Annotated in this window: 15 protein-coding genes; 9 read left to right on the top strand and 6 right to left on the bottom strand. The window is 62.3% G+C overall.

The window, feature by feature from the left end:
* Positions 1-3 precede the first annotated feature (3 nt).
* The 9 genes from HX866_RS08310 (at position 4) to HX866_RS08270 (ending at position 10,582) form a co-directional block, all read left to right on the top strand.
* On the top strand, positions 4-1,515 hold the full coding sequence (locus HX866_RS08310) for an aldehyde dehydrogenase (RefSeq protein ID WP_177138935.1): 1,512 nt from the start codon (positions 4-6) through the stop codon (positions 1,513-1,515).
* Positions 1,516-1,554: 39 nt separating this feature from the next.
* Positions 1,555-2,631: an LLM class flavin-dependent oxidoreductase gene (locus HX866_RS08305; protein WP_177097849.1), complete on the top strand. Its 1,077-nt coding sequence runs from the start codon at positions 1,555-1,557 to the stop codon at positions 2,629-2,631.
* Positions 2,632-2,636: 5 nt separating this feature from the next.
* Positions 2,637-3,449: an alpha/beta fold hydrolase gene (locus HX866_RS08300; RefSeq protein WP_177138934.1), complete on the top strand. Its 813-nt coding sequence runs from the start codon at positions 2,637-2,639 to the stop codon at positions 3,447-3,449.
* Positions 3,450-3,707: 258 nt separating this feature from the next.
* Positions 3,708-4,841, top strand: a complete 1,134-nt coding sequence (locus HX866_RS08295) for a quaternary amine ABC transporter ATP-binding protein (RefSeq protein WP_177138933.1) — start codon at positions 3,708-3,710, stop codon at positions 4,839-4,841.
* Positions 4,834-5,730 (top strand): ABC transporter permease, encoded by an 897-nt coding sequence (locus HX866_RS08290; protein WP_177097847.1) that lies wholly within the window; start codon positions 4,834-4,836, stop codon positions 5,728-5,730. Before HX866_RS08295 ends, HX866_RS08290 begins: the two co-directional genes overlap by 8 nt.
* Before the next feature lie 92 nt (positions 5,731-5,822).
* Complete coding sequence (gene proX, locus HX866_RS08285) at positions 5,823-6,857, top strand: glycine betaine/L-proline ABC transporter substrate-binding protein ProX (protein ID WP_177138931.1); 1,035 nt, start codon at positions 5,823-5,825, stop codon at positions 6,855-6,857.
* Between the two features lie 241 nt (positions 6,858-7,098).
* Positions 7,099-8,565, top strand: coding sequence for an NAD-dependent succinate-semialdehyde dehydrogenase (locus tag HX866_RS08280; RefSeq protein ID WP_177138929.1), 1,467 nt, complete (start codon positions 7,099-7,101; stop codon positions 8,563-8,565).
* A gap of 17 nt (positions 8,566-8,582) precedes the next feature.
* A complete protein-coding gene (locus HX866_RS08275; protein ID WP_177138927.1) occupies positions 8,583-9,968 on the top strand; it encodes an aspartate aminotransferase family protein in 1,386 nt (461 codons plus the stop codon).
* 134 nt (positions 9,969-10,102) lie between these two features.
* Entirely contained in the window at positions 10,103-10,582 is a 480-nt protein-coding gene (locus HX866_RS08270) for an Lrp/AsnC family transcriptional regulator (protein WP_177124808.1), read from the top strand.
* 4 nt (positions 10,583-10,586) lie between these two features.
* Here HX866_RS08270 and HX866_RS08265 read toward each other — a convergent pair whose 3' ends face one another.
* From HX866_RS08265 to HX866_RS08240, 6 genes are all read right to left on the bottom strand, one after another.
* Positions 10,587-11,648, bottom strand: coding sequence for an ABC transporter ATP-binding protein (locus tag HX866_RS08265; protein WP_177138925.1), 1,062 nt, complete (start codon positions 11,646-11,648; stop codon positions 10,587-10,589).
* Between the two features lie 8 nt (positions 11,649-11,656).
* Positions 11,657-13,237 (bottom strand): ABC transporter permease, encoded by a 1,581-nt coding sequence (locus tag HX866_RS08260; protein ID WP_177097840.1) that lies wholly within the window; start codon positions 13,235-13,237, stop codon positions 11,657-11,659.
* Entirely contained in the window at positions 13,238-14,263 is a 1,026-nt protein-coding gene (locus HX866_RS08255) for an iron ABC transporter substrate-binding protein (protein ID WP_177097839.1), read from the bottom strand. It lies immediately after the preceding gene.
* Positions 14,264-14,341: 78 nt separating this feature from the next.
* Positions 14,342-15,643: an iron uptake transporter deferrochelatase/peroxidase subunit gene (efeB, locus tag HX866_RS08250; protein ID WP_177138923.1), complete on the bottom strand. Its 1,302-nt coding sequence runs from the start codon at positions 15,641-15,643 to the stop codon at positions 14,342-14,344.
* The gene (locus tag HX866_RS08245; protein ID WP_177097837.1) at positions 15,640-16,779 is read right to left on the bottom strand and encodes a hypothetical protein; all 1,140 of its coding nucleotides are present in this window, start codon (positions 16,777-16,779) and stop codon (positions 15,640-15,642) included. Before HX866_RS08245 ends, efeB begins: the two co-directional genes overlap by 4 nt.
* 110 nt (positions 16,780-16,889) lie before the next feature.
* Positions 16,890-18,374, bottom strand: a complete 1,485-nt coding sequence (locus tag HX866_RS08240; protein ID WP_218177411.1) for a carbohydrate porin — start codon at positions 18,372-18,374, stop codon at positions 16,890-16,892.
* Between the last annotated feature and the right edge of the window lie 187 nt (positions 18,375-18,561).

Raw genomic sequence — 18,561 nt, 5'->3', positions numbered from 1 at the left:
TGCATGAAAACCACGGTCAGTGCCCTTGAGGGCAGCCGCCTCAACCTGTTTATCGACGGTCAGTTCGTCGCCCCCAACAGCGCCACCTACCAGGACAGTTTCGATCCCACGACCGGCAAGTCCTGGTACCAGTTCGCCGAAGCCGATGCCAGCGATGTGGACCGTGCAGTGGCCTCGGCCCAGCGGGCTTTCAACGATCCGCAATGGCGCAACCTGACGCCCACGGCCCGCGGCAAACTGCTGTATCGCCTGGCCCAGCTGGTGCTGGAGAACGCCGAAGCCCTGGCACTCCTGGAAACCCGCGACAACGGCAAGCTGTTGCGGGAAATGCGCGCACAGATGAACGCCCTGCCGGACGCCTACATCTATTTCGCCGGCATGGCCGACAAGCTGCAGGGCGAAACCATTCCGATCAACAAGCTCAACCAGCTCAACTACAGCACCCGCGAACCCTTGGGCGTGGTCGGCATGATCACCCCGTGGAACTCGCCGCTGATGTTGCTCACCGGCACCCTGGCGCCTTGCCTGGCCATTGGCAACACCGTGGTGATCAAACCGTCCGAGCACGCCAGCGCCTCCACCCTGGCCCTGGCCGAATTGATCATCGAGGCCGGGTTTCCGCACGGTGTGGTCAACGTCGTCAGCGGTAACGGTCGGCTCACCGGTGAGGCCCTGACCCGCCATCCCGGGATTGCCAAGTACGTGTTCACCGGCAGCACCGATACCGGACGACGGATTGCCGGCAATGCCGCGAACAACCTGGTGCCCTGCCAGATGGAACTGGGCGGCAAGTCACCGCATGTGGTGTTTGCCGATGTCGATATCGATAAAGCGGTCAACGGCGTGGTTTCCGGGATCTTCGCCGCCGCCGGACAAAGTTGTGTGGCCGGCTCGCGCTGTTTTGTCGAGGCGCCGATCTACGAGCAGTTCGTTGAAGCCCTGGTGGCCCGTACCGAGCGCATCAGCCTCGGCCACCCGATGGAAGAGTTCACCGATATCGGCCCGCTGGCCCTGCAAGCCCAACTGCAAAAGCTCGAAGGGTATATCGCCAACGGCGTGCAACAAGGGGCCCAGGTGGCCATCGGTGGCAAACGTCCGAGCAGCGCGCACCTGTCCGAAGGCTGGTACTTCGAACCGACCGTCATGGCCAACGCCAGCAACGACATGCCCTTTATGCGTGACGAACTGTTCGGCCCGGTGGTGGGCGTCATGCCATTCAGCACCGAAGAACAGATGATCAGCCTGGCCAACGACACCGCTTATGGCCTGGCTTCGGGGATCTGGACCCAGAACATCGACCGTGCCATGCGCTTCGCCCATCGGATCGACGCCGGCACGGTGTGGATCAACACCTACCGCAGTTCCGCCTACATGTCCGCCAATGGCGGCTTCAAGCAAAGCGGTTACGGCCGCCGCGGAGGCTTTGACGTGATGCGCGAATTTTCCCGGGCCAAGAACGTGATCATCGATTACTCCGGGGACATGCAGGACCCCTTCGTCATCCGCCTGCGCTGAGACTTCTTTGCCCACTGCCCGTTATTCAAGGAGCTACCCATGAAATTTGCCGTGTCCCTGAGCATGGAACGCTTTTCCCCGGACGTGCCCATGCAGACCGTCATGGCCAACCTGCTGGAACTGGCCCAAATGGCCGATGAAGGCGGCTTCGAAACCCTGTGGACCTCTGAGCACCACACCCTCGAATGCACCATTGCGCCCAACCCGTTCCAGACCCTGGTCTGGCTCGGCCAGCACACCCAGCGCATTCGCCTGGGCACCGCGACCCTGGCGGCCGCCTACTGGCATCCGATCCGCCTGGCCGGCGAAGCCGCGTTGTGCGACCACCTGACCGGCGGGCGCCTGGAATTCGGTATTGCCCGCGGTTCCTACCAGTATGAGTTCGACCGCATGACCCCCGGCCTGCAACAGCAGGAAGGCGTGGGTTATATGAAGGAGCTGGTGCCAGCGGTGCAAAAACTCTGGTCCGGGGATTACGCCCACGATGGCCATTACTGGAAATTCCCGCTGACGGCGGCGGTGCCCAAGCCCTTGCAAAAGGATCATCCGCGCATCTGGGTCGCCGCGCGGGATCCCGGCACGTTCGACTGGGCGGTGGGCATCGGCGCCAATATCCTCTCCACCCCGCTCTCGGCACCCGCTGCGGAAATCGCCGTACTTGGGGAAAAATTCAAAAAAGCGCTGGCCGACAACCCCCATATGCCCCGTCCGCGTTTCATGATGCAGCGGCGTACCTGCGTATATGCCAAGCCCGGCGACTGGGAGCTGCCGGTACGCCACAGCATGGACTTCGGCCGGGCCTTCGAAAACCTGATGCAGAACATCGGCACCGTGCACAACGGCTTTCCTGAACCGGTGTCCTTTGAAAGCGTGCGCGGCAAGGACAACTACAACCCGGAAAACCTGCGGCGCAACCTGATGTTCGGCACGCCCGAAGAAATCATCGAGAAGCTGCTCGATTACGAGGCCGCCGGGGTCGACCAATATTGCCTGGGCCTGACCTTCAACCTGCCGTTCGAACTGCAGAAACAGACCTTGCGCCTGTTTATCGATGAAGTGATGCCGGTATTCGCCGAGCGTGAGCGTGCCAAACGCCGCGACCACGTCACAGGGTAAGCACCATGAGCGATGCACAACGTTTCAGCGTAGCCGGCGTCACCCTCAACTATCGCCTCGATGGCCGGGGACCGCGCGCACTGCTTTGTATCCACGGCGTCGGCTCCAGCCTTGAGGCTTGGGCCGGGGTGGTGGAGCACTTGCAAGAACAGTTCACCGTTCTGACCTTCGACCTGCGCGGCCACGGCCACTCCTCGCGCACACCGGGTCGTTATGAGATCGATCATCTGGTCGGCGAAGCGCTGGCCTTGGCCGATCATATCGGCTTCGAGCGCTTCGACCTGGCCGGCTTTTCCCTGGGCGGTCTGATCGCCCAGCGCCTGGCCTTGACCCATCCCTCACGGGTTCGACGCCTGGTGCTGTTGTCGACAGTGGCCGGACGTAACGCCGAGGAACGTGAGCGGGTCCAGGCGCGCCTCGTTGCCTTGCAACGCGGTGAGCCCGTCGCCCATTACGAAGCGTCACTGTCACGCTGGCTGACCGAGGACTTCCAGGCGCGCCATCCCGAAGCCGTCGCCCGTCTGCGCCAACAAAACGCCGACAACGATCCGGGCTGCTACGCGGCGGCGTATCGGGTGCTGGCGGAGTCGGATTTCGGCGAGCAACTGCCACAGATCAGTTGCCCGACCTTGATCGCCACCGGCGCCGACGACGCCGGTTCCAACCCACGGATGGCCGCGTTCATGCACGAACGCATCGCCGGCTCACAGTTGAAGATCCTGCCGGGGCTGCGCCACTGCATCCTGATCGAGGCGCCGGAACAGGTGGCTTCGATCCTGCGGGACTTTCTGCTCGATTCGCAGGTAGGCCATGGATAAGCCGTTAGTGCTACCGACCGGCGTCTCGGCGTTGCACTCGTCACACCGCTCATGCTGTAAGTGCCTTGGCACCACAACAAGAAATTTTTGAAACTGCACCCTTGCATGACTGAATGACCTTTGACTGCCAGTAGCCCAAAAATTTCTATTAATGAAGTTTTCCGCAGATTGCAAAACAACAATTGGAGGCAATGGGTGAGCGAACGACTGAAGATTGAAAACCTCTACAAGGTCTTTTCCTCTTCGCCGGAAAGGGCCATGCAGCTCTTGACGGCTGGGGCCAGCAAAGACCGTATCCTGGCCGAGACCGCCACCGTGGTCGGCCTCAACAACGTATCGCTGTCCATTCCCAGCGGTGCGATCTACATGATCATGGGTTTGTCCGGCTCGGGAAAATCAACCCTGGCCCGTTGCATCAATCGCTTGAACGAACCGACCGCGGGCAAGATCCTGCTCGACGGCGAGGACTTGGTGACGCTCGACGAAAACCAGCTACGGGAGGTCCGCCGGACGCGCATCTCCATGGTCTTCCAGCACTTCGCGCTGTTGCCGAACAAAACCGTGATCGAGAACACCGAGTTCGGTCTCAAGCTGCGCGGAGTCGCCTCGGCCGAACGGCGTCAACGCGCCGAAGAAGTGCTGGCCATCGTCGGCCTGGCCAAATGGGCTGATCATCATCCCCATGAGCTCTCCGGCGGCATGCGCCAGCGGGTCGGCCTGGCCCGGGCTCTGGCCACCGACGCCGATGTGCTGATCATGGACGAAGCCTTCAGCGCCCTCGACCCGTTGATTCGCACGGAGATGCAGGACGAGTTGCTGCGCCTGCAACGCACCCTGAAGAAAACCATCCTGTTCATCACCCATGACTTCCAGGAAGCCCTGAAGCTCGGCACCCGGATTGCGATCATGGCCGACGGCCAGGTGGTGCGCGAAGGCACGCCCCAGGAAATCGTCATGGACCCCGGCAGTGACTATGTCGCCGCCTTCACCCGGGATGTCGACCGTTCGCGGCTGTTCGATGCCCGCTCGATCATGCAAGCCGCCGACACCTTGCTGGTCCAGGGCGACACCCGCGTCGTCGGCAATGACAGCGCCAGCGCCTTTGTCCTCAACAGCCTCGGCAAGGTGGTCGGTGTGCTCGATTCGGCCGCGCTGCTGGCCGTTGGCGGGGGGGCCGATGCGTTGCAACGGTTGTCGACACAGTTTGTCAGCGTGCCGGCCAGCGCCAAGCTGGTGGAAGTGGCGCGCCTGCTCAAACCAGGCTTGCCGGTGGCGGTGGTCGATGGCGCCGGGCTGTTTGCCGGCACCCTGAACAGCGCCCACATTCTTGATTGCATTGCCAGCGTCGCGGCCCAGCGCCCAAGCGCGGCGGAGGTTGCCCAACATGCTTAGTTCAGAAGACCTCGCGGTGTTTCCCGTGGACCAATGGATCAGCCAGTCCGTCGAGTGGCTGGGCATTCATCTGCGACCGATGTTCCTGGCGATCCGTTGGCCAGTGGAGAACCTGCTGGCCTTGAGCGACACCCTGATCCACGCCATTCCCTTCCCGATCATGGTGCTGCTGATGTTCCTCATCGCCTACCGTGCCGCGAGCCTGGGGGTGGCGTTGTTCAGTGCCGTCGCCCTGGTGGTCATCGCTGCCCTGGGGGTCTGGGACGAAGCCATGACCACCTTGTCGCTGATCACCACGGCCATTGTCATCTGCATGCTCGTCGGGATTCCGGTGGGCGTCTGGTGTGCCCGCAGCGAACGGGTCTGGCGGGTGATGCGGCCGATCCTCGACATCATGCAGACCACACCGACCTTCGTGTACCTGGTGCCGGTGGTGATGTTGTTCGGCGTGGGCACCGTGTCGGGTGAGGTGGCGGTGGTGATTTCCGCCTGCCCGCCACTGATTCGCTTTACCTACCTGGGTATCCGCATGGTCGACACCGAACTGGTGGAAGCCGGCCATGCCTTCGGTGCCGATCACCGGCAATTGCTCTGGGAAATCCAGTTACCCCTGGCGATCCCGACCATCCTCGGCGGCCTCAACCAGACGGTGCTCACGGCCATGGTGATGTCGGTGGTGGTGGCCATGATCGGCGCCGAAGGCCTCGGCCTGGTGGTTTTGCAGGGGTTGGGACGCATGGACGTCGGCCGCGCGGCGGTGGGCGGCATCGCCATTGTGCTGCTGGCGATGATGCTCGACCGGATCACCCAGAAACTGGCTCAACCCACTGTGCGCAAACGCAAGTCGCTGTTCAGGCGACTGCTCGATACCCGCGCGGTCAATGCCTGAGCCGGCACAAGAACAACAATCATGAATGCCCGTTGTCGAGCGCTTTTCTTCACTGCCATCCCTTAACCATAACGAGAAAAAAAGAGGAAATCATGATGCGTCCATTCAAAGCCTTGCTTGGATTTGCAGCAACGTTGTCCCTGATCGGCCTGGCCTGCTCGCAGGTGATGGCCGAGGACTTGCCAGGCAGCGGCAAAACCATCCGTTTTGTGCAATCGGAAAGCACCGGTGGTAACTATGTACTGACCAAGATCGCCATCGAAGCCAGCAAGCGGTTGGGCTACGAGACCAAGTTGAGCACCGTCAACACCACCCTGTTCTTTCCAGCGGCGGCCCAGGGCGATCTGGATCTCTCGATGGACGTCACCCTGCCGCAACTGCAACCCAGCTTCGACAAGGTCAAGGAAAACACCGAGGTGGTGGGCGCGGGCTTTATTCAGGGCGCCGGTTACAACGGCTACATGATCGACAAGAAAACCGCCGATGCCTACGGGATCACCAGCCTGGAACAGCTGAAAGACCCGAAGATCGCCGGGCTGTTTGGCAAAAATGGCAAGGCCAACCTGATCAGCTGTGATCCGGGTTGGGGCTGTGGTGATGTGGTCGACTACCAGCTCGACAAGTTCGGCCTCAAGAACACGGTGAACCCGGTGCGGGGTAAATATGAAGCCCTGATGTTCGAAAACGTCGCCCGCCTCAAACGTGGCGAACCGGTGTTCTTCTATGCCTGGGCGCCGTCCTGGATGACCAACACCATGGTGCCGGGCAAAGACGTGGTCTGGTTGCCGACGCCGTTCGATGCCTTGCCGGGTTCGGTATCCGCGGCGGCCTCGGCGTTGACCCCTGGGGTGGCTGGCTGTGCCGGTGGCGCCGATCCTTGTCGCATGGCGATGGCTGCCTGGAACTGGTATGCGATCGGCAACAAGAAGTTCGTCGCCGCCAACCCGGCGATCAAGTCCCTGGTGGAGCAGATGGGCTTCTCCCAGGCGACCTGGAGCTACTGGGAAAAAACCATCAGCCAGGGTGGCTCCAGCGAACGCAACATCCGCAAATTGGCGGATGACTGGATGAGCGAAAACAAGGCGACGCTGGATGCGTGGGTGGCCCAGGCAAAAACCGCCAAGTAACCCGATAACCCTGGCATTCCCTCCAGCAGGAGCCGGCTTGCCGGCGATGCGGCCCTTGAAATCAGCACAGTTCTTGCGGCCGTCATCGCTGGGCAAGGAGGCATTTGCCTCCACCGCAAAAACCGCTGTTTGCTCGCCCGCAATCAGAAAAAAACCACTGTCGCCACCCCGCCAAACCGGTAATCCCGCGCACCGCACTCCCCTAGCATTAGTTCCACTCAGACGATCCGGAGTGAACACCATGACCTATAAACACCCGCTATTGTTCAAGGCCCTGTGCTACGTCAACGGGCATTGGGTCCACAGCGACAGCGCCAGCACCATCGCCGTGCACAACCCGGCCAACCTCAGCCTTATCGGTCATGTGCCGATGCTGGAAAAACCGCAGATTGTCGCGGCCATCGATGCCGCGCACCGGGCGTTCGCACCCTGGCGGGCACTGAGCCTCGAGGCCCGCGCCACGAGCCTGCGGCGCTGGGCGGCATTGATCCTCGAACACCAGGAAGATCTCGCGCGCATTCTCAGCCAGGAACAAGGCAAGCCCCTGGCCGAGTCCCGCGGCGAAATCGCCTATGCCGCGAGTTTCATTCCCTGGTTTGCCGAAGAAGCACGGCGCCTCTATGGCCAGAACATTCCCAGCCATATACCCGGTGCGCACCTGGGTACCGTCAAGGAGCCGGTGGGCGTCTGCGCGCTGCTGACTCCGTGGAATTTCCCCTCGGCGATGATCACCCGCAAAGCCGCTGCCGCACTCGCCGCCGGTTGCACCGTGGTGGTCAAGCCGGCCCATGAAACGCCCTATTCGGCCCTGGCACTGGCGCAGTTGGCGGAAGAAGCCGGCTTCCCGGCGGGCGTGTTCAATGTGGTACTGGGCGAACCGCAGATGGTCATGCAAACCCTGGTTCAGGACAGCCGTGTACGCTCGGTCAGCTTCACCGGCTCGACCCGGGTCGGCAAGCTGGTGCTACAGGCCGCGGCCTCTGACGTGAAAAAAGTGTCGCTGGAGCTGGGCGGCAATGCGCCCTTTATTGTCTGCGCCGATGCCGACCTGGAGCTGGCGGTGAAGGTCGCGGTGGAGGCCAAGTTCCAGACCTCCGGCCAGGATTGCTGCGCGGCCAACCGGATCATGGTCGAGCGCTCGCTCTATCCGGCGTTTCTCAGCCGCTTTGCCGCCGCCGTGCGTGAACTGCGGGTCGGTCCGGCGCTGCTGGGCGAGCAGGAACAAACCGTCGATATCGGCCCGCTGATGCACCAGGCCGCTTTCGATGTGACGGCTGAGCGTGTCGCCGACGCCCTGCAACTGGGCGCACGACGCCTGGTAGGTGGCGAAGCCCACGCCTTGGGTGGCTTGTTCTACCAGCCCACGGTGCTGGCCGACGTCACCCCGCAGATGCGCATCTATCGCGAAGAAAACTTTGCGCCAATCGCCGGGGTCATGCCGTTCGACACCCTGGAGCAGGCCATCGACATGGCCAACGACACCGAATACGGCCTGGCCGCCTACATTTGCTCCAACCGCCTGGACCTGATCTACCCACTGATTCGCCGGCTCGACCACGCCATGGTCGCGGTCAACGGCGTGAAATTCACCGGTCACCCGATTCCCTTCGGCGGCATGAAGGCCTCGGGACTGGGCCGCGAAGGCGGCACCGAGGGCTTCGAAGCCTTTGTCGAAACCAAATACTTCTGCCTGCACCACCAGGGCTAATGCTAAGGAGATCCACCATGGACCAAGCACTCGACACGCTGTTCGAACAAGACCGCGCGCACTTCATGCACCCTTCGACCCATGCCCACGACCACGCCAGTGGTGCACTCAAGGGCCGGATCATCAAGAGCGCCTCGGGCATCCGGATTCGCGACCATGAGGGCCGCGAATTTATCGACGCCTTCGCCGGGCTGTATTGCGTGAATATCGGCTACGGCCGCACCGAAGTCGCCGAGGCCATCTACAAACAGGCCAAGGAATTGGCCTACTACCACACCTATGTCGGCCACTCGAGCGAAGCGATCATCGAGCTGTCCAGCCGCATCATGGACTGGGCGCCCGAGGGGATGAAAAAGGTCTACTACGGCCTGTCCGGTTCCGATGCCAACGAAACCCAGGTCAAGCTGGTGCGTTACTACAACAACGTGCTGGGGCGGCCGCAGAAGAAGAAAATCATTTCCCGTGACCGGGGCTATCACGGCTCGGGCATCATGACCGGCAGCCTGACCGGACTGGCGGCTTTCCATCAGCATTTCGACCTGCCAGTGGAAGGCGTCCAACACACGGTCTGCCCCCATTGGTATCGCAAGGCCCCGGCCGGCATGGACGAGGCGGCCTTTGTCCGTTATTGCGCCGATGAGTTGGAGAAGATGATCCTCGCCGAGGGCGCGGATACCGTCGCGGCGTTTATCGGCGAACCGGTCATGGGTACCGGCGGCATCGTGGTCCCGCCCGCCGGTTACTGGGCGGCCATTCAGGCGGTGCTGAACAAGTACGATGTATTGTTGATCGCCGATGAAGTGGTCTGCGCCTTCGGCCGCCTGGGTTCGAAGATGGGCAGCCAGCGTTACGGCATGCGGCCTGACCTGATCACTACCGCCAAGGGCCTGACCAGCGCCTATGCGCCGCTGTCGGCGGTGATCATCGGCGAGAAGGTCTGGAGCGTGATTGAAAAGGCTTCGACCAACGAAGGTGCCATGGGCCATGGCTGGACCTATTCCGGGCATCCGATCTGCGCCGCGGCCGCCTTGGCCAACCTGGATATCCTCGAGCGGGAAAACCTCACGGCCAACGCCGAGCAGGTTGGCGGTTACCTGAATCGTCGGTTGCGCGAAACCCTCGAAGGCCATCCGCTGGTGGGCGAAGTGCGTGGCGACGGTATGCTTGCCGCCGTCGAGTTCATGGCCGATCGTGAGCAACGCACGCCGTTCGACGCGGCCTTGAAAGTCGGCCCGAAAGTGTCGGCCGCCTGCCTCGAACGCGGCATGATCGCCCGGGCCATGCCCCATGGCGATATCCTCGGCTTCGCCCCACCGCTGATCCTGACCGAGGCCGAGGCGGATCTGATCGTTGGTATCACCAAAGGCGCGATTGACCAGGTCGCCACGCAAATCCTCGGCTGAGTTCAGCCAGGCCGCTCGGCAGAGACGACAAAAACCCGGGAAATCGGGGTTTTGTCGTAGCCGTTACCACCCGGTTGCAGTTGGCCCCGACTGATGGCCTGATAGCCACCCGTCGCCTGCGGAGTTCGTTCACGATGCACAAGCTTGACCGTTATGACCTGAAAATCCTGCGGATCCTTTCCGAGGACGGGCGTATCACCAAGTCGAATCTGGCTGAAGCCATCAACCTATCGGTGACCCCGGCCTGGGAGCGCGTACGCAAGCTGGAAAGCGCAGGTCTGGTAAAAGGCTACCGAGCGATGATCGACTGGAACCAGGTGTTCAAGAGTCAGCAATTGCTGGTGGAGATCACCCTGGCCCGGCATACGGCCCAGGAGATGCGCCGCTTCGAACAACGCATGAGCGACGCGGCGGAAGTGGCGTTCTGTTATGCCACCGGCGGCGGTGTGGATTACATCGCCATGATCCAGGCGGCGGACATCGATCAGTACCAGCGCTTTATCGATCAGTTGCTACTGGAAGACCTGGGCATAGAACGCTACTTCACCTATATCGTGACCAAGACCATCAAGACCGGCGGCGCGCCGCCGGCCCAGGCATTGGTTGAGTGCTGAAGCATCACACGGGATAGGCCAGTACCTCGCCCTCAACGCTGATGGCGACCTCATCACCCGAGCGCGGACACGAGTGGCCGGATAAACGCGCAATCAGTGTGGTCGATAAGCCCGCCTCCCCCAAGAGACTGAGGTGCACACAGGCATCGTGCCCGTAGTAGTCCACTTTCAGCACCCTGCCCCGCGCCTTGCCGGCCTCCATGCCCATGCCGTCATGCAGGGCTGAAAGCCTGAGTTGCTCCGGACGCAGCAACACCCGCACCGGCCCGTCGGGCATGCCAGCCATCAGACGCAAGGCCCCCAGGGCAGAAGCGACATGGGCGCCATGGACGATTCCCGGCAACAGCATGGCATCGCCGACAAAACGGGCGAGTTCGGGACTCACTGGCATCCGGTACAGCTTCTCGGGGCTCGCCACTTGCACCAGTTCGCCATTCCATAACACGGCGACCTGACTGCCCATCGACAACGCCTCGGACTGATCGTGGGTGACCAGCAACGCGGTCGCGCCGGCGGCCGACAAGGCCTGGGCCACCGCTTGCCGGGTCTCCACACGCAAGGCGGCATCCAGCGAGGAAAACGGTTCGTCCAGCAGAACCAATGCCGGCGCTGGCGCGAGTGCTCGTGCCAGTGCCACCCGCTGCTGCTGTCCGCCGGACAATGAATGCGGTGAACGATCGGCAAAGTCGCCAGGCAAACCGACCAGCTCCAGCAGCTCGGCGACGCGATGACGGGCCTTGCGCAGTGGCCGCGACAGGCCGAAGACGATGTTTTCGGCCACCGACAGGTGCGGAAACAGCGCGCCTTCCTGCGGCACATAACCGATATGACGTTTCTCGGACGGAACAAACACCCCGGGGCCACTGACCCGCTGGCCATTGATCTGAATCGTCCCTGCATCACCGCGCTCGAAACCACAGAGCAGGCGCAGCAAGGTGGTCTTGCCGCTGCCGGAGGGGCCGAGAATGGCCACCAGGCTACCGGAGGCCACCGACAAGTCGACGCCGCGCAATACCGGGCTGTGGCCAAACGTTTTACACAGGCCGCGAATCTCTACATCAGCCATGTCGATCCCTATGATTGGAAGCTACCCAGCACCGCCGATTTGCCGAACAACGACATCAGCAGCCAGGTGGAAAACAGTGAAATACCGACCAGCATGGCCGCATACGGCGCGGCGGCGGCAAAGGCCAGCGCCGAAGTATCGACCCAGACCTGGGTGGCGAGCGTGTGGGTGCCGATGGGCGACAGCAGCAAGGTGGCGGTCAGTTCCGTGACGATGGTGATAAACACCATCGACGCCGCCGCTCCGATGCCTGGCCCGGCCAGGGGCAGAATTACCCGCCATGCCGTTTGCCACCAGCGCAGGCCCAACGAGCGTGCGGTGTCCTCAAGACGCGGTTCGATCTGCACCAGCGTGGCGTGCACACCGACCAGGGCCAGTGGCAGGAACAGGATCGCATAGGTCAGGACCAACATCGCCGCACTCTGGTACAGCGGCTGGATGAAGCGGATCGAAATCGAAATCACCGCCAGGGCAATCACGATCCCCGGCACGCCCTGCCCCAGATAAGCAATCCGTTCCAGCAGCGTGCTGATACGACTGGGGAAACGCGCCAGCAAAAAGCCCAGCGGCAGCGCGAGCAAGGTGGTCAGCACGGCCCCGGCCAGGCCGAAGCCCAGTGAAGCGCAGGTGGTGTTGATCAATTGCTCCGCCGAGAACTCCACGGGTGTCACCGCCGCCTCACTGTGTTGCAGCAACCAATAGCCGATCATCCCCAGGGGCACCCCCAGGGTCGTGATCGTCAAACCGGCAAAGCCGCTCCAGACCAGCCACTTCATCCTGCCCAGTTCGTAGCGGCTGGCCGATCGACGGGTACCCCGGTCGAGCCGGTCATAACGCGTGAGTCCGCGCACCTTGAACTCCGCCACCAGGCAGATCAGGCACAACAGCATCAGCACGCAGGCGAGCAACGCCGCCCCGGCACCGTCGAAGCTGGCGCGGTATTCGGCGTAGATCTCGGTGGTAAAGGTGCGAAAACGCAACAGCGCGAACGCGCCAAACTCGGACAGTACACTGAGGGCAACCAACAGCACGCCGCCCAGCAAGGCCGGTTTGAGCTGTGGCAGCACCACACGGAAGAAGCAGCGCCACGGCCCCAGCCCCAGGGAACGGGCGGTTTCCTCCAGGGCCGGGTCCATGCCCCTGAGCGCAGCGGAAACCGGGAGGTAAACCAGTGGAAAGTAGGCCGTGGTGACCACCAGCAAGGCGCCGGCAAAATCCTGCAACGACAGGCTCAAGGACACCCATGCATAACTGGTGATGAACGGTGGCACCGCCAGCGGCACCGCCGCGAGCACCGCCCAGGCGCCCCGCCCTGGCAGGTGGGTACGTTCGACGAACCAGGCCACCGCCGTGCCGATCACCGCCGAGGCCAAGGTGGCCGCCACGACAATCAGCAAGGTATTGACCGCCAGTTCCCCGACGAGAGGACGAAACAGCAATTCGATCGCATCATCGTAGCCAAAGCTGGTCGCCTGCTTCAGAGTGAACGCCAGCGGCATCAGCACCAGCAGCGCGACACAGGTGCAGACAAGCAAAAGTCCGAACGGCGTACGCCGTCCGGACTTGACCGCAACGGTCAAACTGGCCATTTACAGCAAGCCGGCCTGGCGCAGCAACTTGACCGCGTGGCTATCGTCACCCAGGGTTTTCATGTCCAGCGTCGGCGGCGTCAGTTGGTTGAAAGGCATGAGCAGAGGATCAGGCGCAACGCCGGCACGCAGCGGGTACTCATAGGTCACCTTGTTGCTGGCCATCAGCTGCTGGGCGCTCTCGCTGGTCAGATAAGCAACGAACTTGTTCGCGGCTTCCTGGTTGCGGGCGGTTTTCAGGACCGCAACGCCCGAGACGTTGATCAACGCGCCGACATCGGCGTGAGCAAAGTGATAAAGCGCACTGTGGGTGCCTTTGTCACCGACTTCGGTGTGCAGGCGCGCCCAGTAGTAGCTGTTGATCACGCCGACAGCCACACCACCACGGTTGACGGCAGCGGTGACGCCTTCGTCATCGTTGAAAATCTGCGAGTTGGTGCGCAGGCCCTTGAGCCACTGCAGGGTGGTGGCTTCGCCTTTGATCGCCAGCATCGCGCTGACCAATGGCAGGAAGTCGGCATCGGCCGGCGCAATGGCCACCTTGCCTTTCCAGGCCGGCTCGGCCAGGTCGAGCAGCGAGGCTGGCAATTCAGCCGGTTGGACCAGCTTGGTGTTGTAGGCCAACACGTTCTCACGGGCCAACACGCCGACCCACTCACCGCTCGGCGAGTTGTAGCGCGCCGGGATAGTCGACAAGGTGGCAGGCTGCACAGGCGCCAGCAGGCCCTTCTCTTCGAGCAACATCAGCTCGGGAGAGTTCTCGGTGAAATACACGTCGGCGGGCGAGGCACTGCCTTCAGCCAGCAGTTGCGCAGCCAGTTCCGGGCCTTCGCCAGTGCGTACTTTTACCGAAATACCGGTCTGCTTTTCGAAATCCTTGACCAGCTGATTGACGGTCTGTTCATGCTGCGCACTGTACAGGGTCAGTGAGGCCGCCTGGGCAACACCGCCGGCCAGCATCGCGGCTGCCAGGCAGGCGAATTGGAAAGTGCGTGGCAACCTGTTGTTAAAAACTTTGAAAGACATGCGCAATACTCCAGATACAGCGATTATTACAGCCCAAGGCGCGCACCCCGATGGGGGCTGCGCCCTGCTCGACAGCCCTTAGCTGTCGAGCCCTTCGAACAATCCGGCACCAATATACGAACCTTCGCTGACACCCGGCGGGCAAGCAAAGATCCCACTCCCGACATGGGTGGTGAACTGGTTCATGATGTCCTGGGTGGCCAGTTTCTTGTTGATCTTGATAAAGCCTGTACGCGGGTCGCGCTGGTAAGCCACGAAGAACAACCCGGCATCGAGCATCATGCCCTGGCGCCATGGCGGCCAGCGCTCGGCATAAAAGCCTACGCCGTCGTTGTAGGAGTAGGCACGACGGAGAATCTGCGAGCCGTCGTTTTCAGCGGCGGCGGACAGGCGCGCATGGGCGTTGTCCGGGATGACCGAGTTGCCGTCCTTGTCTTGCGCCTCAAGATCCAGCGGGTCGGACTCGTGGGTTTTGCCCAACGGCGCGCCACTGGCCTTGTCACGGCCGACCACTTCTTCCTGGAACCCCAGCTCCGTCTTGTCCCAGTGCTCCAGCGCAATACGGATGCGCCGTACCACGACATAGGAGCCGGCCTTCATCCAGCCGCCTTCATCGCCGACCCAGACCACTTCGTCCATCATCTTGCTGTCGCGAGTGGATGGATTATTGGTCCCGTCCTTGAAGCCCATCAGGTTACGTGTGGTGCCGCCGCCAGCCGGAGGGCTGGTAAAACCCGATTGCATCCACTTGATCAGGGCCACGCCGTCCGCCAGGGCCAGCAGTTCGCGCAGGGCATGGAACGCCACCTGCGGATCATCGGCACAGACCTGGATGCTCAAGTCGCCACCGCACTTCTCGAGCACCAGTTGATCGCCATTGAATTTCGGCAGATCCACCAGCGCTTCCGGACGCCGCGACGCCAGGCCATAGCGGTCCTTGCCGTCGCTCATGAACAAGCCCGGGCCGAAGCCAAAGGTCACGGTCAACCGAGCCGGCCTGAGCCCCTCGGCCGAACCGCCATCCAGCGCGGCGGCATCCTTGGGTGCCTTCAGCGGCTGGGCGGTCTCGCCGTGGCTCATGCGGTTGGCCGCAAGGGTCCAACGCTTGAGCAAGGCGATCACGTCCGCACGGGCCGTGGCTTCCAGATCGAACGCGGCAAACAACGAGTGTGTCTGCTGCGGCGTCACTATCCCGGCCTGATGCACGCCATAGAACGGCTCGACCGCGGCCAGAGCCTGGTCAGCCGGGGACTTGACCAGGCTCTCGGCGGCGGCAACGCCGCCCGAGCCGATCACGCCCGCAGCCACCGCCAGGCTGCTGGCAGCGCCAAGGAAACGACGCCGAGACAGGCCGGGAGCACTGTCGTCGTGCGTATTCATTTGGCCAGGACCAGCATGTTTATATCGTCTTCCACGTAGTAGAAGCCGTCACCGGTCGGCGTGATGACCAGGCCGAACAGGTCGCCGTTACCCGGTGGAACCTGGGCCTTGTTGGCATCGATCCATTGGGCAAAGAGCTGCTTGCCGGTGTCCGGGTCGATTTCCACGACCTTGCCGTTCAAGCCGTTGGTGGTCAGCAGGTGGCCGTTAGGTGCGGTGGTCAGCGCCAGAGGACGCAGCAGCATGCCGTCTTTGGTCAGCGTACGGCCAACACCGGCACTGGTGGTCCGGGTAGTGGCATCCCAGATTTCGCTGATACGGTTGGCGAGCGTGTCGGAGACGTACAGCTTGTCGTCCTTGCCCATCGCCAGGCCGGTAGGACCGACAAGGAACACGCCTTTGTCAGCCTGGGCGCTGAAGCCGCTGCCGACCACGGTCTGGTTGGCGATCACCGGTGGCTTGCCTTCCGGGATTTTCAGGTCCAGGCGCAGTACCGTGGACTGGATCACTACCGGCGGCGTGCCCTTGGCGCTGCCGACACCAAAGCCGGCGTTGCTGACAAACAAGGTCGCGGTGGAACCGTTGTCGATCACCGCCATGTTGCCCCATGGGTCGTTGATGTTCGGCCCGGACCAGACATCCACCACCTTGCCGTTCGGGTCGAGCACCACCAGGCAACCGGCGCCCTTGGTGTCGGTGGTGCCGTCATTGCTCGGTGTGCTGCCGACGATCACCCAGCCGCTCTTGAGCATGGTCATCGCGGTGCTGAGGCCTACGCCTCCCGGGCACTGCGCCAGATCGTGGGGCAATTGGGCAAACAGCGACATCTGCTTGGTGGTCGGGTTGTAATCGACAATCGTGCTGCCGACACCCTGCAGGTTGGCCGCGTTGTTGAAGTTGTCGACCAGCACGTCATCCTTCTGGATTTTCCCGGCGGACACCGGTGCCACGGCAATGGCGTACGGGTTCTGGTCACCATTGTCCGGGACCGTGGATGTCAGGGGCTGGTGCTTGTGGATGCTGGTCAGAAAACCCTGGGCGTCATCCGCGTGTGCCGGCAGAGCGACATTGAAGGTCAATAGCGTGGCCAGGGCCACAAGGCCTTTGCCCAGACGCGGCAGGCTCGAATACGTCATGCAATACTCCTGATTTCTCGAAGTCGACAGGCCCTGTCAGGCAGGGCCGAAATCAAACAAAGCGGATCGGTGCAGTCAGGCCGGCGCAAAGCGCCCAGCCAGCGTCCGGTCTAGAGGGTGATGTTGGTCCGCAGACCCCAGACCAGCGTGTCGCCCAGTCGCAGCGTCGGATCGTTCGGGCTCTGGCCCGCGCCTGGATTAAGCGTGTACTGAATGTCCGGTTGCAGTTGCAGCCAAGGGGTCAGCTGGTACTGATAGGTCGCTTCAAGAAAGGTCTCGCCATTGCGCACGCGGTTGCCGCTGTCGAGATCGAGACCTGCGGCGTTCCGACCGACCTTGACGTAACCCAGGCCCAGGCTGACCGTATCGGCATCGCGACCTTCGAAAGGCGCGGCGAGGGTCACACCGGCGTTGGCACTGAAGCTGATCAGGTTGCGATCACCCGGCGCGCCCATCAGACGGGTGAACACACCCACCGAACGCATGCTGTCCGGGGCCTGGCGCCAGATCATCTGGTCGGCCACGGCGTAGACGCTGTAGTTGCCCGAGTGCTCGGCGGCGGTGCCATTGCTGTTCGGATCGCCGAGGGACAGCCCGTCGGTGCCGTAGCGCTGGTCGGCGAAGTTCTGGGTGTTATACCAGGCGCCGAGTTTGTAGAGACCTGGCAGACCAGGGTTGGCGGTCTCCGTCTGACCCAGCGAGGCCGGGTTGACGGCGTACTGCAGCTCGGAGATATACAGTGCGCCGGTGTGCAGGTCGAAGTTGGTGCCGTGGGCGTTCTGCCGTTGCGGATCACCGTCGTTGGTGCCGGCCGGGTTACCGTCATAGACACCCGCGAGCACGGTAACCGCATCGGTCGGATGGACCCGCACACGAATACCCAGGGCAGACAGCGGATAAGCAGGACCACCGGCCGGCATGTCATAGGACGGCACTGCCGGCCAACCGAACATGGTATTGACGAAGGTACTGGCGTACTGACTGACCATGAACTCCTGGTCGATACTTTGCTGGCCGACCCGGAAGTCCAGGGTCTCGTCGAGGAATTTCTGCTGGTACCAGGCTTCCCACAGACGGGTGCCGGTGTCCGCTTCGATGCCGCTGGCGGTTTGCAGAGTGCCGAGCTTGTTCGCGCTCAGGTTTTGCCCGTGAACGTTCACCGCACTGATGTTGAGGGTGCCGCCGGCCAGGCCGAAAAGCTTGAGGGTGTCGAGCTTCAGGGTCATGGTGGTGAGACCGTCATAGTCCCCGCCGCGATTCAAGCCACCCTTGGCATTGTTCAGGTATTCGCTGGTTTCCGTCAGCCCCAGGGTCACGCCATAAGCCGCCAGGCTGGAGCGCAGCCCACCGATATCGCCGAGCATGTTCTGACGCGTCAGGAAACCGGTCCACTGACCCGCGGGCTCAGCCTTGATTGCCAGGTCCGCCTCGGGCAGATCCGCAGGGTTGACGTCGTCCGCCGCGACGGACGGATTGGCTGCCGGTGCAGCGCTTGCCGCGCAAGCGGGGTTGACCCATAACCAGGCAACAGAACAAGCCAGGGCGGTCGACAGAACAACACGCTGTGTGGATCGGTGGTACGACATTGCGCGCATCGATGACTCCAGAAGGACTTGATCCTTACTGCACACGGCAAATACGGTTTGGCCATGGCAAAAGGGTCAAAATGAGAATCGAAATGAGAACCGGTCTCGAATTGCGCGCATGGTAGGCCTGACGTTTTTTTAATACAATTTGTTTCAGATGAAACTTAACCCTTGAAAGATGAAACTTTTTCAGAAG

The sequence above is a fragment of the Pseudomonas gingeri genome (genome assembly GCF_013386165.1).
GTDB lineage: Bacteria > Pseudomonadota > Gammaproteobacteria > Pseudomonadales > Pseudomonadaceae > Aquipseudomonas > Aquipseudomonas gingeri_C.
Note: the sequence above shows the minus strand (reverse complement) of the source record. Positions and strands in the feature narration are given on the sequence as shown.

Coding starts and splice junctions, on each gene's coding strand:
- HX866_RS08310 (WP_177138935.1), top strand. CDS start 4: ATGAAAACCACGGTCAGTGCCCTTGAGGGCAGCCGCCTCAACCTGTTT.
- HX866_RS08305 (WP_177097849.1), top strand. CDS start 1,555: ATGAAATTTGCCGTGTCCCTGAGCATGGAACGCTTTTCCCCGGACGTG.
- HX866_RS08300 (WP_177138934.1), top strand. CDS start 2,637: ATGAGCGATGCACAACGTTTCAGCGTAGCCGGCGTCACCCTCAACTAT.
- HX866_RS08295 (WP_177138933.1), top strand. CDS start 3,708: ATGCAGCTCTTGACGGCTGGGGCCAGCAAAGACCGTATCCTGGCCGAG.
- HX866_RS08290 (WP_177097847.1), top strand. CDS start 4,834: ATGCTTAGTTCAGAAGACCTCGCGGTGTTTCCCGTGGACCAATGGATC.
- proX (WP_177138931.1), top strand. CDS start 5,823: ATGATGCGTCCATTCAAAGCCTTGCTTGGATTTGCAGCAACGTTGTCC.
- HX866_RS08280 (WP_177138929.1), top strand. CDS start 7,099: ATGACCTATAAACACCCGCTATTGTTCAAGGCCCTGTGCTACGTCAAC.
- HX866_RS08275 (WP_177138927.1), top strand. CDS start 8,583: ATGGACCAAGCACTCGACACGCTGTTCGAACAAGACCGCGCGCACTTC.
- HX866_RS08270 (WP_177124808.1), top strand. CDS start 10,103: ATGCACAAGCTTGACCGTTATGACCTGAAAATCCTGCGGATCCTTTCC.
- HX866_RS08265 (WP_177138925.1), bottom strand. CDS start 11,648: ATGGCTGATGTAGAGATTCGCGGCCTGTGTAAAACGTTTGGCCACAGC.
- HX866_RS08260 (WP_177097840.1), bottom strand. CDS start 13,237: ATGGCCAGTTTGACCGTTGCGGTCAAGTCCGGACGGCGTACGCCGTTC.
- HX866_RS08255 (WP_177097839.1), bottom strand. CDS start 14,263: ATGTCTTTCAAAGTTTTTAACAACAGGTTGCCACGCACTTTCCAATTC.
- efeB (WP_177138923.1), bottom strand. CDS start 15,643: ATGAATACGCACGACGACAGTGCTCCCGGCCTGTCTCGGCGTCGTTTC.
- HX866_RS08245 (WP_177097837.1), bottom strand. CDS start 16,779: ATGACGTATTCGAGCCTGCCGCGTCTGGGCAAAGGCCTTGTGGCCCTG.
- HX866_RS08240 (WP_218177411.1), bottom strand. CDS start 18,374: ATGCGCGCAATGTCGTACCACCGATCCACACAGCGTGTTGTTCTGTCG.